Origin of the sequence: Chryseobacterium gregarium DSM 19109 (assembly GCF_000430845.1) — a bacterium.
Taxonomy (GTDB): domain Bacteria; phylum Bacteroidota; class Bacteroidia; order Flavobacteriales; family Weeksellaceae; genus Chryseobacterium; species Chryseobacterium gregarium.
Genome location: NZ_AUMU01000017.1, coordinates 26,898 through 43,598, shown reverse-complemented (window position 1 = coordinate 43,598; position 16,701 = coordinate 26,898). Strand labels below are relative to the sequence as shown.

Below are 16,701 nucleotides of genomic sequence, written 5' to 3'. Positions count from 1 at the left end.
TACATTTTATGCGTTTTAAATAATCAGTCTAAAATCAATGTGATATTGTTATGCGATTCTATGATTTCAATTAAAATTTCAAATAGGGTCTGTCCGGTTCCGGCAAGCAATTCGTCAAGTTTCTGCTGCGCTAGATCAGGATTGAAAGTTTTCCCCTGCCTGATTTTATGCTCATAAAATTCTTTGGTCAGTTCAAAGCCTAAATCCTTTTTCGATCTGTCTGAATCTTTCCAGATGATTTCAATGTCTTCATTGTTTTCAAACACTCCGAAACCGCCGTACAGGATATCATCGAAACCATCTAACGTTCCTACCTTCCAGTCCGCATCTTTCATCAGCACTCCGGAGATCTCTTCATAGAAACCGGCCAGATCAGAAAAATGGCTGCCATTAATGACAGCCATTTTCTTGTTATTTTTATTTGAAGTATTCGACTCCATTTTTAAATATGTTGTGGTAATTTGCGGTCGGGATATTTTTCATCAGTCCTTCTGCAAAACGTTCCGGATGCCCCATCCTTCCGAAGATCTTACCGCAAGTACTGGTAATTCCTTCGATCCCGAATAAGGAGTTGTTCGGATTGAATGGCATGCCGTGGGCAATATTCCCTTCCAGATCCAGGTATTGTGTGGCAATCTGCCCGTTTTCATACAGTTTCTGAATCTCTGCTTCCGAAGCCATGAAACGGCCTTCCCCGTGAGAAATCGGAATGGTGAACGCCTGTCCTTTCATTCCTTTCAGCCACGGACTTTCATCATTCAGCACCTTTACGTTAACCATCTGGGAAATATGCCTCCTGATGGCGTTGTGAGCCAATGTAGGAGAATTTTCATCCAGATCCTTGATTTTTCCGTAAGGCAGCAAGCCTGATTTTACCAAAGCCTGGAAACCGTTACAGATCCCGATGATCATTCCGTCCCTCTCCAGCAATTCGTGAACAGCATTTTTCATCTTCTCGTTTTTAAGAACATTCACAATGAATTTTGCAGAACCGTCCGGTTCATCACCCGCTGAGAAACCTCCGGAGAAAGCTAAAATCTGCGAAGTTCTGATTTCTTCCACCCACGCATCAATACTTTCATCAAGTAACTGGTGGTTGATATTGATTAGCGGCAAGCTGCTCACCACGGCTCCTTCTTTTGCAAAGGCATTCAGGGTATCATATTCACAGTTGGTTCCAGGGAAAACCGGTGCAAATACTTTCGGCTGGGCAATTCCATGTTTTTTGATGATGATATTTCTCGGGTTGACTGAGTTTAATTTTTCATCCAGTTCAACCGTTAGTTTTTCTTTTTCAACGGTCGGGAAAAGATTTTCAAAAGTCCCGGTATAAGCAGATTCAAGATCGGAGATCTGAGATTCAACACCGTTGATATTCAACACTCCGGAATCTTTAACTTCACCGATGAGCTGAAGGTTAACCGTGCTCAAGTCTTCTTTGGATTCAATGATTAGGCTGCCGATATTTTTAGTCAGTAAAACGTTTTCATCAACTGTAATTTCAGCACCCAGTCTGTTCCCGAAGGCCATCTTTGCCAAAGCTACGGCAACACCGCCTTCTTTAACCGTTTTTACGGAAATGATTTTTCCAGATTTGATGTTTTCAAAAACCAGCTCAAAAACTTCTTTTAAAGCATTATAATTTGGAAGCCCGTTTTCCTGGGCCGTATGGTTAAAGAAATAGATTTTACTGCCTTCATTCTTAAATTCAGGAGAAATGATATTTTTCTTTTCACCGTTTGCACAGGCGAAAGAAATCAATGTCGGCGGCACATTCAGGTCCTGATAGGTTCCGCTCATGGAATCTTTTCCTCCGATGGCAGCCAGGCCAAGATTGATCTGCGCATCATAGGCTCCTAAAAGCGAGGCTAAGGGCTTGCCCCATTTCTCAGGATTCTGGCCTAATTTTTCAAAATATTCCTGGAAGCTTAATCTGATATTCCTGTAATCGCAACCCATCGCAACGATTTTCGCCACACTTTCAACGACCGCGTAAGATGCGCCCAGCAATGAATTCTGTTTTGAAATTCCGGCATCAAATCCCCAGCTTGCCAAAGAAACCGTTTCGATATCTTTCGCTCCTAAGATTGGTAAGGTCTGAACGCTCCCTTCCATTAAAGTCTGCTGGTATTTCCCACCTAAAGGCATTGCAACGGTTGTTGCCCCGATGGACGAATCAAACATTTCAAGCAGTCCTTTCTGGGAAGCTACATTTTTATCTTTCAGGATTTCCAGTAGCGCTTCTTTTGTGAAAGGCTGGTGTTCCGTTTTCACTTCGTTAAGATGGGTGATCTTTACTTCCTGGCTTTTTGAACAGCCGTTGGTATCTAAAAACTCCCTTGAAAGGTCTACAATTTTATTTCCTTTCCAGAACATCTGCATTCTTCCGGAATCCGTTACTTTTGCCACCTCAACAGCCACAATATTTTCAGCTTCACAGAATCTGATGAACGGTTCCTTATCTTTCGGTTCCACCACAACTGCCATTCTTTCCTGAGATTCGGAAATGGCAAGCTCGGTCCCGTTCAGCCCTTCATATTTTAAAGGCAGAACATCTAAATTAACCTCAAGAGAATCGGCGATTTCACCGATGGCTACGGAAACCCCTCCGGCACCGAAGTCATTTGATTTTTTAATCAGTTTCGTCACTTCAGGATTCCTGAATAGACGCTGGATCTTGCGCTCTTCCACGGCATTCCCTTTCTGAACTTCGGAACTCATGGTATGGATCGACGTTTCATCCTGTTCTTTTGAACTTCCGCTGGCACCGCCAACACCGTCACGGCCTGTTGCGCCGCCCAGAATGATGATAGAATCTCCGGCTTCCGGCTTTTCACGTCGCACCCAGTCCACAGGAACTGCCCCGGTTACAAAGCCTACTTCCATTCTTTTGGCTTTGTAGCCTTCATCGTAGATTTCAGAAACCATGGTGGTGGCCAGGCCGATCTGGTTACCATACGAAGAATATCCGTTGGCCGCCTGTTTTGTGATGGTTTTCTGCGGTAATTTTCCCGGTAATGTTTTGTCAACCGGTTCCAGAACATCAGCAGCCCCTGTCAGTCTCATCGCCTGGAAAACGTAAGAACGTCCGGACAACGGATCTCTGATGGCACCGCCTAAACAGGTAGAAGCTCCCCCGAAAGGTTCAATTTCCGTCGGGTGATTGTGGGTTTCATTCTTGAATAACAGATACCACGGTTCTTTTTTACCGTCGTATTCCGCTTCGATCTGGATGGTACAGGCATTGATTTCGTCTGAAACCACCAGGTTTTCCAGATTGCCTGTTTTATGGAAGTATCTTGCACAAACCGTTGCGAGGTCCATTAAAGAAATGGGCTTCAGCTCGCGGCCTAATAATTTCCTTTTTTCAATATAGTCATTGAAAATCGTTTCAAGGGTATGTTTAAACGGTCCTTCAAATTCAATATTTGACAATTCCGTTTCAAAAGTGGTGTGGCGGCAGTGGTCGCTCCAATAGGTATCCAGTACCTTCAGTTCGGTTTCCGTAGGATTTCTTTTTTCAGTCTTGAAATATTCCTGAATAAATTTTAAATCATCCAGTCCCAAGGCAAAACCATGGTTGCCGTAGAAACTTTCAAGCTGGGCATCATCAAAATTAATGAATCCTTCATGCACCAGAACTTCTGACGGCTTTTCCTCTGCAGGGATACTGAGTACTGATAAATCTTTCTCCTGTGATTCTACCTTATTGATTACCAAGTCTTTTACTTTCACCAAATCAGCTTCGGAAACTCCTTCAAACTGAATCAGTTTTCCGCTTCTCACTTTGGATTTTTCATTCTCTGTGAGTAATGCAATACATTGCTGCGCAGAATCGGCACGCTGGTCATACTGCCCCGGTAAAAACTCCATGGCAAACTGAACGGAAGCTGCAGGATTCTCGGTATGTAAAATATCCGTAACCGGATCTACAAAAGTGCTGTTGACCACCTTTTCAAATTCTCCGTCATTCAATCCGAAGATATCATATATATTGTACACTTTCACTCCTTTTACGTCCGGAGCTACCGCCTGTACTTCATCAAAAATTTTTGGACTTTCCACATCGAAAACTCCTCTTTTTTCTACGAAAATTCTTTTGTTTTGAGACATTAGATGTCAGATATTTAGTATTATTAGACTTATTTACTTAATTTATTCGGATTATCCGGATGTTCTTTCTGAAAATTTTCAGCTTCCTTCATTTCATTTTTCAGCCATTTTTCAAAGGGAACCTTTTCATTATCATATTCCAGCGCAAAAACCTCATGCCCATTCTCCGAAACCAGAAATTTAAAACTGGATATTCCGACTTCCATTTTTCTGTAATCATAGGTATTAACCTGATAAAACGGAAAGTTCTCCTTAGGCCTCTCTACAATTTCAAAGTAGAGGTTCTTTTCATTATCCCTTAATTTTGTATAGTGGTTGACATAATAGATCTCTGAAAGCTTCTTATTCTGTTTATTAAAGAACTCAAGAACCGCCTTCTCTTTTTCACTGTAACTGAACGGATACGGAAAATATTTACCTTCAACCTCTACTGCATTTTCAGAGTTTGCAATAGGCCGAACGATTTCCCCTTTGAAATTCATTACTCCCCAGATTCCGCCCACAATAGATTTATGCTCATCCTCGGTTTTTTCCCAGTCGCAACCGTCACAGAATGCCGCATATCCGTAATTAAAAGGTGATGCAAAATCATGTTCGGCTTTAATAATGGTTTTACCGTTCCGGTCTGCAAAACCGACCTTCCCGTTTTTGACAAACCTTCTTACCCCTTCTGAGAAATAATCGGCTCCATTGTCATAAAAGAACGGCCTGTACAGGAAATTTCCTTTTTTGTCGTACACATATCCCCATGCATTTTTTTCTTTTATTTCATCTTTTTTAACACCGTCAAAATAAATGGTTTCCCCATCTGCCAATTCACCGTTTTCAATATTCGAAAAAATTCTGAACTGAGCCGGAACGATGATTTTACCCTCCTGATTTTTCACCCCGACCAAAGAATCTTTTGATATGAAATACTTTAAAACTTCTTTCTTCTGGGCAAAAGAAATCATTGGAATCAATAAACCTGTTAAAAGTACTTTTTTCATACACAGTGAAATTATTTAAATGTATTGCTGAATACTCATGACGTTAACTCGAATAGGGATCTTTTATATCTGGCTTTCAGGTTCCGACAAAATAAAAATGCAGCCGGGAAGACTGCATATTGATTTATACTTTAAGATCAGCTTCCAATCCTATCAGGTCTTTATTCTGGTCCAGAATCGGCTGAACTTCATTAGCAATGAATTCTTCCGTCTGGATCGGTGCAAAACCGATAAAGTTCTTAGGATCCAAAACTTCTTTTAATTTTGATTTGTCCAGTTTTAAGGAATGATCGTTCAAGATCCTTTCGATCAGGTCATTTTCTTTCCCTTCTTCTTTTACTTTCTTGGAAGCTTCCATGGAATGAACCCGGATCACTTCGTGGATTTCCTGACGGTCACCGCCGGCTTTCACTTCTTCCATGATGATGTATTCCGTCGCCATGAAAGGAAGCTCCTCCATAATATGTTTGTTGATCCTGTTCGGGTATACTACGATTCCGTTCATGATGTTGTTCCAGATTAACAGGATCGCATCCACCGCCAAAAACGCCTGCGGAATGGTGAGTCTCTTGTTTGCCGAATCATCCAGTGTTCTTTCAAACCACTGGGTTGAGGCTACCATGGCAGAACTTGTTGTTAAAGACATTACGTATTTTGCCAGTGCCCCGATTCTTTCGCTTCTCATCGGGTTACGCTTGTAGGCCATGGCCGATGAACCGATCTGGTTTTTCTCGAACGGTTCTTCAACTTCTTTAAGATTCTGGAGTAACCGTAAATCGTTGGTGAATTTGTGTGCAGACTGTGCGATATTTCCTAGTAAAGCCACTACTTTCGCATCAATTTTACGGTCGTATGTCTGTCCGGAAACGCCGAAAACCTTTTCGAAACCGAATCTTTTTGAAAGCTCTTTATCCAGGTGTTTCACTTTGGAATAATCACCGTTGAAAAGCTCCAGGAAACTTGCAGCGGTTCCCGTAGTTCCTTTTACGCCTCTGAAACGCAGTGTTTCCAGGAAGAAATCAAGTTCTTCAATATCAAGAACCAGACTTTGTAACCAAAGCGTTGCTCTTTTTCCGACAGTTGTTAACTGAGCCGGCTGAAAATGCGTAAAACCTAAAGTCGGCAGATCTTTATACTGGATGGCAAAATCAGAAAGATTTTTCATCACATTCACCAGCTTTTTCTTTAAGATCAAAAGCCCGTCACGGATCTGAATTAAGTCGGTGTTGTCTCCTACAAATGCCGAAGTAGCTCCCAGATGGATAATTCCTTTTGCTGAAGGCGCCACATCACCATAGGTATGAACATGAGCCATTACATCATGACGGAATTTTTTCTCATACTCCGCTGCTTTATCGTAATCGATGTTTTCTGCGTTGGCTTTTAACTCAGCGATCTGCTCATCTGTGATGTCAAGCCCGAGGTCTTTTTCGATTTCAGCAAGAGCAATCCAAAGCTGTCTCCAAGTACGGAATTTGTTATTATGTGAGAAATTAAATAACATTTCTTCGCTGGAGTAGCGCTCTTCCAATGGATTTTTGTAGGAATTCATTCTTCTTTTACTTTTAGATGCACAAAAATACGGATTTTGGTTGAGAGAGAAAAATGCTTTTTTACGGAGGGCTTCCATACAACGGCCTTTTCATTAAGATATTCAACTCACCTCACTTTCTTCAGCCCATGGATACATGACCCATACAGACTGATGAAAGAAGATAAGGCATAAACAGGAAATAATGTCATGATTCCATATCATAAAAACTGAAGCCAATAAAAAAGCCACTCCTGTCTGAGTGGCCTGTATGGATTATTTGGTCCAGTTGATTTTTGAATGTTTCACCTCTTCGGAACTGGTTCCGATCATAATATCAAATTCTCCCGGTTCCCAGTCATATTTAAGGTCGCCATTATAGAATTTCAGGTTTTCGGGGGTAATATCAAAAGTTACTTTTTTAGATTCCCCTTTTTTCAGCATTACTTTCTGGAAGCCTTTCAGCTCTTTGACAGGTCTCGTGATGGTTCCCACCAAATCCCGGATGTACAGCTGCACCACTTCCGCCCCGTCGTAATTTCCGGAGTTCGTAACGGTTACGGATGCCTGAACGGTCTGGTTTCCTTTCGGATTGGCATTGGAAACCGTGATATCCGAATAATTGAATTTTGTATAGCTCAATCCGTAACCAAAAGGATACAGCGGCGTATTGCACTCATCCATATAATTGGAACGGAATCTCTGGTATTCGCATTTATCGGTCAAGTTCTGATCCAGCGGACGGCCTGTATTCTTTGCATTGTAATAGATCGGCACCTGCCCTAAGCTTCTCGGGAATGTCATCGGAAGTTTTCCCGAAGGGTTTACTTTTCCGAAAAGGACATCTGCAATAGCGCTTCCCGCTTCTGATCCCGGGAACCATGCATTCAGGATGGCATCAGGCGTATCTTTCACATTGGTTAAGGCTAACGGACGGCCCGTAAACAATACCATGGCGATCGGTTTTCCGGTCTTTTTCAATTCGTTCAGTAAATCTACCTGAGACTGGGGAATGGTAATTTCAGTTCTTGATGAAGATTCACCGCTCATTTCCGCAGATTCCCCGATGGCCAGAACAATAACGTCTGCTTTGTTGGCAATATCTACCGCTTCTTTTAATAAAGCTTCTTTGGAACGGTTGTCCCTGTCGGTTTTCTTGCCGTGTGCCGCGTAAATATCTTCCAGTTTGGCATCGTAATCGATGTTGGCTCCTTTTGCAGACAGGAATTTCACTTCTTTGCCATAGTTTGCTTCAAGTCCCTGCATCAGATTAACAGAAATGGCATGTTTTGTGGCCACACTCCAGGTTCCGGCCATGTTCATCGAGTTATTCACCAACGGACCGATTACGGCCACAGTTCCTGACTTTTTCAACGGCAGTACCTGGTTGTCGTTTTTCATCAGTACCATCGACTGGGCAGCAGCATTTCTTGCGATATTGCGATTTTCCATGCTGTAGACTTCTTTTGCCGCTAATTTGGCATCACCATGTTTGTATGGATTATCGAATAAGCCCAAGTCGTATTTTGATTCCAGAACCCTTCTGGCTGCCATATCAATTTCAGCCTGGGTAACTTTTCCTTCAGCCAAAGATTTTTTTAAGGTGGTTAAAAAGCCTTCACCCACCATGTCCATGTCAACCCCGGCTTTCAGCGCCAATGCAGAAACCTGCTGAAGGTCTCCCATTCCGTGGTCCACCATTTCATTGATCCCGGTATAATCGGTCACGACGAAGCCTTTGAATTTCCACTGGTTCCTCAGTACTTCCGTCTGAAGCCATCTGTTTCCGGTAGCGGGAACACCGTCCACTTCATTGAAAGAAGCCATTACCGAGGCAACCCCTGCATCAACAGCGGCCTTGTAAGGCGGGAAATATTCATTGAACATTCTTACGTGGCTCATGTCTACGGTATTGTAATCCCTTCCCGCTTCCCCGGCTCCGTATAAAGCAAAATGTTTAACACAGGCTAAGATATTGGTCCCGTTGGCAAGGTCTTTCCCCTGGTAGCCGTATACCATATTCCTGGCAATCTCGCTGCCTAAATACGGGTCTTCCCCGGAGCCTTCGGAAACCCTCCCCCATCTCGGTTCACGGGAAATATCCACCATCGGAGAGAACGTCCAGTTGATTCCGTCTGCCGCCGCTTCTCTGGCCGCTACTCTGGCCGACTGCTGCACCAGGTTCATATCCCATGAAGCGGCCAATCCCAACGGAATCGGGAAAGTGGTTTCATAACCGTGAATCACATCCATCCCGAAAATCAAGGGAATTTTCAGTCGGCTGTTTTCAACGGCTACTTTCTGAACGGCTTTGATTTTTTCTGCCCCTTTTATATTGAACAGTCCACCGACTAATCCCTGCTCCACTTTTTTACCGATGTCTGAGCTTTTTGCCAGCCCTGTCGTAAAATCACCTGAACTTGGCAAATTGAGCTGTCCTATTTTTTCATCCAGTGTCATTTTAGACAAAAGGTTTTCAACAAAAGCTTTTTTCTTTGACTGATACTTGGCAGTCTGGTAAGACTGAACAGGCTTGGTGACCATTTCCTGTGCCGAAAACATCGGAGCCAGCGCCAGAGTGGCGATTACAATTAACTTTTTCATATATCTATCTTCTTAAATTATATTTTATCAATTTTTAAGCTATTCTATAATTAAGTATAGCTCGTCTTTCTTTTTATTGATTTCCAAATATCCTAAAACACAAATAAAACTTCCGTACTCAGTCATTGTATTATCATTTTTGGAAATATTTAACCATTCTAAATATTTTTTTTCAAAATCATCTGGATGAAGATGGGTTCCTTTATAACGAGAGAAATCAATCAGTTTTCTATTCTCCGATTCTTTGACTTTATTAATTTTCACTTCAGTTTGAAAAACAAAATTTAAAAAATTAGAAAAATTTTCATCATTAATAAATTTGCTTTCAAAAGAGAGTTCTTCGCTTGCAAAAATATATTTTTCGTTAAATAATTCTTCATTAAGAAGAATATCATCATCTGGTTTATCTAATGCAATAAAAATTAAATTCATTTATTCAATTTTTTACTCAGCATCCATTCATACAATGCAGGATTCGAATAGGTTGAATCCCAGGAATTATGATTATCGTTCGGGAAAATGGTTAATTCTGCCGTTGGGTTTACCGGATGAAGGGCCTGATAAAAATTCAAAGCATTTTCGGGTAAAACGACATCATCCATTCCGCCGTGAAATATTTTCATCGGCAGGTTTTTATACTGGTCGATGTTGGCATACATCACCCGGTCTGTAGGAGCGCACACCGAAACGACGGCGGCAAACATTTCAGGATGTTCCATAGCCAGCTTCAGGGTCCCCCAGCCTCCCATGGAGAGCCCGGTAAGGTAAATCCGGGAAGGGTCTATTTTATATTTTGCCTGGATTTCTTTAATGAGATGATACACCGTTACGGTATCCCACCAGGTATTTTCCGGGCACTGCGGTGCTAAAATCGCGACCGGTTCTTTGATCAGTTTTTTATAGGTAAACGGGCTGTGTGTCTTTACGATTTCCAGATTATTGCCCCGTTCTCCTGACCCGTGCAGGAATACGATCAAAGGGACATTTCCTTTGGCTGGTTGGGGATAGTCCAGAATATATGATATTTTTTCCTGACTTCTGACTTCTTTATTAAGTTCCGCGTTTATTTCCTGAGCGTTTACGCTTAGAGAAAATGGGAACAGTAAGAGAAGCAGTTTATTTAATTTCAAATTCATTTTTAATATTTTGAGATAAATGTAAGTTAATTCTATAATGAGACTTATATTGATGTTATAAATAATCCAAAAATCGCTGTAAATACGAAAAGATGGATGATAAATGGCAATATATAATTTTTATTACCTTTTAAAAATTTAACTAAACATAATAAAGAAAAAATTAAGGCTATGATCATGGTTAAAGGAATAATAAGAATCCCAAAACCTGGAGTATGAGATCCACCCGGAAAAAAATAATCCAAAATCAACACCGCTAAGCAACAAAATGTATAAAATATTATGCTTTGAAATGTTACATTCCTGAAAAAATTTATCATATTTCTACCATCCATACCTTTTGGAATGAAAATCTAATTTCTTCAGTCCCTGTTGAATTTCAGGTGCATTCATGAACAGTTTCCACAAAAATCCGGTGCGGTAATTTTCAATCATCGGGGCAATGGTTCCCTGGTCGATGGCCAGATATCTTGGAGTCGTCCAGTTATTATAATGGATGGAAGTCGCATCATAAGGCCCTGCGGAACCGATAAACTCAGGTTTCTGCGTGTAGATAAATCTTAAAAAATCCATGGATTCTTTCGGTGTATAGGGAAAGCTGCTCAATGCGGCAGTCGGAGTAATTATCCCATGATCATTTTGTGGAAAGTGGGCATCGTAGCCAGCACTTCCGTCCTGATTTCTTGAATAGCCTGCCGTTAATCCCCAGTAATCCGGCCCGTATCCTTTCCATTGTTTTGGATTTTCGATGCAGTACCGGTAGTCGATCAACACCTGATTTTTATTTAAGTCAAAGTAATTTTTTATCAGTTTATCGGATAAATTGGTCGGATCTAAACCGATATAAGAATAATGAGCCCAGAATAACGGCCCGCCGTATTCTTCTGCGCCATTGTGTTTTACGTACATGGGAAGCCCGTATTTTTCTTTATCAGAAAGGAAGGTCCCGTTTCTGGCCCAGCCTTTATAATACGTTTCGGCATCAATGGAATAGGTGGGTGACGATGCTGCCAGGATATAGGTAATCAGGCATTCGTTGTACCCCTGCAACGGGAAATTCATTTCCCACTGGTAATCCGGCGACCAGTGCCAGTACAGCACTTTTTCTCCGCCCTTGGTGTACCAGTTCCACTGAACCCCTTTCCAGAGTTCATCACATTTTTGGGCTAACGCCTTCTCTTCGGCATTTCCGTTTTTAAAATATTCCCGGACCATCAGGATGCCCGATGTCAGGAATGCGGTTTCTACCAGATCCCCGCCGTTATCTTTTTTGCCGAAAGGAACCGTTTTCCCGGTTTCGCCGTTGATCCAGTGGGACCAAGCGCCTTTGTGGCGATCTGCTTTTGCCAGGAAATCCATCATGACAGTCAATCGTTTCACCGCTTCTTTCCTCGGAACAAACCCTCGCTCCACCCCGACTAAAATCGTTGCCAGACCGAATCCTGAACCGCCCGTGGTAACCACGTGTTTATCATTATCCGGATAGATATTATCTTCGTGATAGCGTTCTCTTCCCAGCAAAGAATTGGGCTCTGCATAGTCCCAGAAATATTTCAGTGCATCTTTCTGCACTTTATCCATCAGCTGATTGTCAGTGATGCTGCTTTGAACTGCTGACGTTCCGGAAGAACCGGGTTTGAGAATACGAGCGTTTTTACATGAACCGGCAAGAAACGAGATGGCGGCAATTGACAGTATAATCCTTTTCATGAAATCTTTTTTTAATACTAAAAGAAGAGGAGAACTTTCATTCTCCTCTCAAGTTATATAAAAATTTTTAGTAGCCGGGATTTTGAGCTGAACGACCTTTAGCTTCAGTAATAAATGTTTGAGGCAAAGGAAAAACTTCATGCCTTCCAACTATAAATGTCTTTCCATTAGCAGCCATAGCAGACTGAGCTTGGCCTGTTCTCACCAAATCAAACCATCTATCATGTTCAAATGCCAATTCTAATCTTCTCTCTTTCCAAATTGCCGTTCTAACTTCTGATTGTGAAGAGGCAGTAGTATTACTTATATTTGCTCTTTGTCTAACTTGATTCAATAATGGAATTGCTGTGGAGGTCTGACCAAGTTCATTCAAAGCTTCTGCTTTAATCAATAATATTTCCGCATATCTAAGATAACGAATATTAGTATCTGTAAACTCTTGTGTGGTATATGCAGATGAGTATGCTTTATAACTATAGTATTCATTATCTGCATCTGCCCCAACAACTCTACCGTCATATAATGTCATACCTTTACGGATAATAGTTGCATCTCTTCTTTCGGTATCACCTTCTGCAGTATAAGCATCGTACAAGTTTTGAGTCGGTGTGTTAAAGCCCCAACCCCAACCACCTGTGCCTCTAGCTCCCTGAACCTGTGTATATTGCTTAATTCCCTTACCTGTTTCAATACCAGAACCTTGTATCTCAAAAATAGATTCCGCATTGTTCTCACCAGAAAGTTTATATATATCAATGAAGTTAGGCGTAAGAGAATAACCAGTAACAAGATTACACTGATCAACTGCTAATTGGTATTTTTTCTGATAAAGATAAACTTTAGCAAGTAATGCATGGGCAGCACCTCTAGATGCACGACCAGCGTCACTACCTCCGTAAGTTGTTCTATCTGGTAATGCAGCTGCTGCTTCTATTAAATCTTTTTCAATAAAAGCATAAATTTCTTCCTTAGTTTTTCTCGTTAATTGCATTTCCACATCTTCGGGACTTGAAGTAGGAACATGATCTATTAATGGGACCCCTCCAAACGATTTTACTAAAGTAAAATACATAAAAGCACGAAGAAATTTAGCTTCTCCCGTTAATCTGGATCTTAAACTTTCATCTGCATTATTTAGCTGAGGAAGATATTTAAGAGCTTGATTACATCTGTTGATTCCTTGGTAGTTTGAAGAAAACAAACTTTCAAAAGAAGGCGTAGATGGCGTAAAAGTTAGGGCATCTAAAATATCCTTATCTGTTCCTGCATCTCCGGCTGTACTACCTTTATCTGCATCGTCAGAAGTTATGGAAGTGACACCAATCCAAGCAAATGTACTCATATCCCAATCTAAAAACTTAGCATAGATAGCATTCACAAAACCAGTTGCTCCTGAATTATTATTATAAAGTGATAAATCCTCTACACTTACCTGCTCAGTGGGAGATACATCTATAAAGTCATCACTACAGCTTTGACTAAAAACACCTGTTAGAAGAAGAGCGGATATTATTATATATTTCTTTTTCATTTTCTTAAAAATTAACATTTAAACCAAATACAAAAGTTCTAAGTGAGGGATAAGAATCCAACTCAACACCCGTAAGGTTATAAGGATTTCCATCAGCATTTAGCTCAGAATTATATCCTGAATATTTCGTAAAAATAAAAGGATTAATCGCACTAACATACAATCTTACTGATTTCACATAATCCACTATATTTTTAATAGTATATCCAACGGAAATATTATTAATTCTAAAATAATCCCCTTTTTCTAAGAAAAATGTAGAGGCAATAGGAATAGTTGTATATGGTTTTGGATTACCTGCATTAGTATTTGAAGTTGTCCAGAAATCATTAGCTATAGAAGCTTCAACATTTTCTCCAGAAGTTCGTTGTGCTTTCTTACCATTATAAACACTAAATCCAAAAGCACCATAACCACTAAGGTTGAAATCCCAATTTTTGTATGCCATTGAAATATTTAATCCTAAAGTGGATTTCGGTATATAAGAATCAAAATATTTTCTATCAGCTGCATCAGCTGATCCTGTAATACCATCACCATCATTATCTTTATATTTCATATTACCGTTAGCATCATAGCCATCAAACTCCCAAAGGTAAAAACTCCCCAATGCATGCCCAACTGTTGTGGTATTAAATAATTTAGTTGATTGACCATTTCCTAAATTACCACCATTTATTGGTGAAATATTAGCATCATTTACACGGGTTAACTCATTCTTATTATATGAATAATTAGCTCCTATTGAATAAGTAAAATCTTCCCCTACTTTATCTGACCAGTTTAGTGATGCCTCAACTCCTTTATTAGATACAGAACCTACATGTGAATTGAATTTATCACTTTGACCTGATGTCAAATAGTTTGAAACATCAAGAATAAGATTCGTTGTTTTTCTGTTATATAAATCAAACGTACCCGTTAATCTATTATTAAGAATACCAAAATCCAAGCCTAAAGATGACTCTTCAGTAATCTCCCATCCCAAGTTAGGATCAAGCCCCTTATTAATAGTAACTCCATTACTTACAGGGTTAGACCCAAATGCATAATTATAAGAACTACCAGAAGCCAAAGGGAGATAATTTAATGGTACATTCTGATTCCCTAATCTTCCCCAACCTCCTCTTAACTTAAGTAGGTTAAAGAAACCTTCCTCCATAAATGACTCTTCGGAAACTATCCATCCAGCACCAAATGATGGAAAAGTTCCCCATTTGTTACCTTCTGCAAACTGAGAAGAACCATCTCTTCTAACAGTTGCACTTACAAGGTATCGGTTCATGAATTTATATTGTGCTCTTGCAAAATAAGAATTTGTCGTATTCTTATTGTATTTTACAGAATTAAAAGACAAAATACTGTTGATGTATTCAGTTCCTGAAAGATCCCAATAATTAGCAACAGTTCCTAAGTCTTTTCTTTTTACGATCAATTCTTCAATTCCATTCTTAACAAAAGATTCTGTTCCTAACGTTACATCAATGTTATGATCACCAAATGTCCTGTTATAATTCAAATAATTTGTTAGAGACCAATTGTAATAATCTTGTTTAGTATTAGTCAAAGTATTCTTTGCATTTCCATCAAACAAAGAAGGAATCCTCGTTGGATCTGCAGCAAGCCAAATCCCTAAATCATCAGAGAAATTATATGCTTTGTAGTTTGAATATTCACCTGAAAATTGAGAAGTAAATTTTAACCCTTTCACAATTTCCACATCTAACTTCAGACCTCCCTGCATTAGCATGCTCCTATTTTTTTCATTGTTAAAGTCTAATTGACTAACAGGATTTCCTACATTATTAAATCGTCCTCCTGAATAACTGATGTTTCCATTAGCATCGTAAATTGGTTGACCATATTGGCCTGATGGATAATAAACTGGAACTAGCGGAGATTGTTTATAAGCATTGGTAAAAGCACTAAGAGGTTTCGGTGTAGTATTAGTGAATGCAACACTTAGATTTTGAGATAATGTTATTTTTTTAGAAATCTTAAACTCATTATTTGTTCTAACAGTAGTTCTATTATAATCAGTTCCTTTTAATATAGATTGTTCATCATAGTTACTTAAACTAAAGAAGTATTTGGCAGCTTCTGATGAACCAGAAATAGCAACGTTATGTTGATTATAAATACCCGTTCTTGTAATTTCTTTAAACCAATTGGTATTATATGGTTGATTTGTAGAAAATGATCTTCCAGGAGGAATTAGATAATTATTAGCAGTATTATTATAGTTTATAAACTCGCTAGCATTTGCCATTTTCACTTTTTTCAAAGGAGTTCGCACACCGACAAATCCATCATATTCTACATTAATCTTTCCTCTACCAGATTTTGTAGTGATTATAATCACACCATTCGCTGCTCTGTTACCATAAATAGCTAATGCAGCAGCGTCTTTTAAAATATCATACGAAAGAATGTCATTGGAATTGATATTATTAATATTCTCCATGAACATTCCATCTACAACATATAATGGAGTTCTTCCACCTAAAACAGTTCCAAGTCCTCTAATCATAACAGTAGGCGTAGATCCTGGTAAATCCGACGCTGTTATTTGTACCCCAGCAGCTTTTCCCTGAATAGCTTGAGACGCATTAAGAACTTTAGTTCTCGTTACTTCCTCAGCACCAATGGAACTAATTGATGTAGTATTATCCACTTTCTTACGGCTACCATACCCGATCATCACTACCTCCTCAATCTTCTGCTCTTTGGCAACCGTATCGCGTGGTGCAGTCTGCGCATTGACGTTCATACCGAAGTAGAGAACAGCAATGAGACATGAATACTTTAAATCACTTTGTTTCATATAGTTTAATTTTATTCGTACAATCAAAATAGAGAGGAGATTATTATTTTACAGTTTCACCTCATAATAACCTTTTCTCATAAAAAGACATTAGCCAAAATTATAAAAATATCTTCAATAATGTTAATTTCACTTAATAATTTTGCCTGATTTTTAACCCAATCAATTTGAACAAACAATCAGCATACGTTTTGATTTTTAACGAATTATCAACAATAACTCCAATTTCAGATATAATTTAAAATGAATACCCAAAATTGCAT

Annotated in this window: 10 protein-coding genes; all 10 read right to left on the bottom strand. The window is 39.7% G+C overall.

Going from position 1 to position 16,701, the window contains the following annotated elements:
• Positions 1–23: 23 nt before the first annotated feature.
• Complete coding sequence (locus tag H561_RS0117295; RefSeq protein WP_051349431.1) at positions 24–440, bottom strand: barstar family protein; 417 nt, start codon at positions 438–440, stop codon at positions 24–26.
• Positions 418–4,113 (bottom strand): phosphoribosylformylglycinamidine synthase, encoded by a 3,696-nt coding sequence (locus H561_RS0117290; RefSeq protein ID WP_027388148.1) that lies wholly within the window; start codon positions 4,111–4,113, stop codon positions 418–420. Before H561_RS0117290 ends, H561_RS0117295 begins: the two co-directional genes overlap by 23 nt.
• Before the next feature lie 29 nt (positions 4,114–4,142).
• The gene (locus tag H561_RS0117285; RefSeq protein WP_027388147.1) at positions 4,143–5,102 is read right to left on the bottom strand and encodes a WG repeat-containing protein; all 960 of its coding nucleotides are present in this window, start codon (positions 5,100–5,102) and stop codon (positions 4,143–4,145) included.
• A 124-nt stretch (positions 5,103–5,226) separates the two neighbouring features.
• Positions 5,227–6,654: an adenylosuccinate lyase gene (gene purB, locus H561_RS0117280; RefSeq protein WP_027388146.1), complete on the bottom strand. Its 1,428-nt coding sequence runs from the start codon at positions 6,652–6,654 to the stop codon at positions 5,227–5,229.
• 255 nt (positions 6,655–6,909) lie between these two features.
• Positions 6,910–9,237, bottom strand: a complete 2,328-nt coding sequence (bglX, locus tag H561_RS0117275; RefSeq protein ID WP_027388145.1) for a beta-glucosidase BglX — start codon at positions 9,235–9,237, stop codon at positions 6,910–6,912.
• A gap of 39 nt (positions 9,238–9,276) precedes the next feature.
• Positions 9,277–9,669, bottom strand: coding sequence for a hypothetical protein (locus H561_RS0117270; RefSeq protein ID WP_027388144.1), 393 nt, complete (start codon positions 9,667–9,669; stop codon positions 9,277–9,279).
• Positions 9,666–10,373, bottom strand: a complete 708-nt coding sequence (locus H561_RS0117265; protein WP_027388143.1) for a carboxylesterase family protein — start codon at positions 10,371–10,373, stop codon at positions 9,666–9,668. Before H561_RS0117265 ends, H561_RS0117270 begins: the two co-directional genes overlap by 4 nt.
• 324 nt (positions 10,374–10,697) lie before the next feature.
• A complete protein-coding gene (locus H561_RS0117255) occupies positions 10,698–12,083 on the bottom strand; it encodes a glucoamylase family protein (RefSeq protein ID WP_027388141.1) in 1,386 nt (461 codons plus the stop codon).
• Between the two features lie 67 nt (positions 12,084–12,150).
• Complete coding sequence (locus tag H561_RS0117250) at positions 12,151–13,614, bottom strand: RagB/SusD family nutrient uptake outer membrane protein (RefSeq protein WP_027388140.1); 1,464 nt, start codon at positions 13,612–13,614, stop codon at positions 12,151–12,153.
• A 4-nt stretch (positions 13,615–13,618) separates the two neighbouring features.
• On the bottom strand, positions 13,619–16,438 hold the full coding sequence (locus H561_RS0117245) for a SusC/RagA family TonB-linked outer membrane protein (RefSeq protein WP_027388139.1): 2,820 nt from the start codon (positions 16,436–16,438) through the stop codon (positions 13,619–13,621).
• Positions 16,439–16,701: the final 263 nt, after the last annotated feature.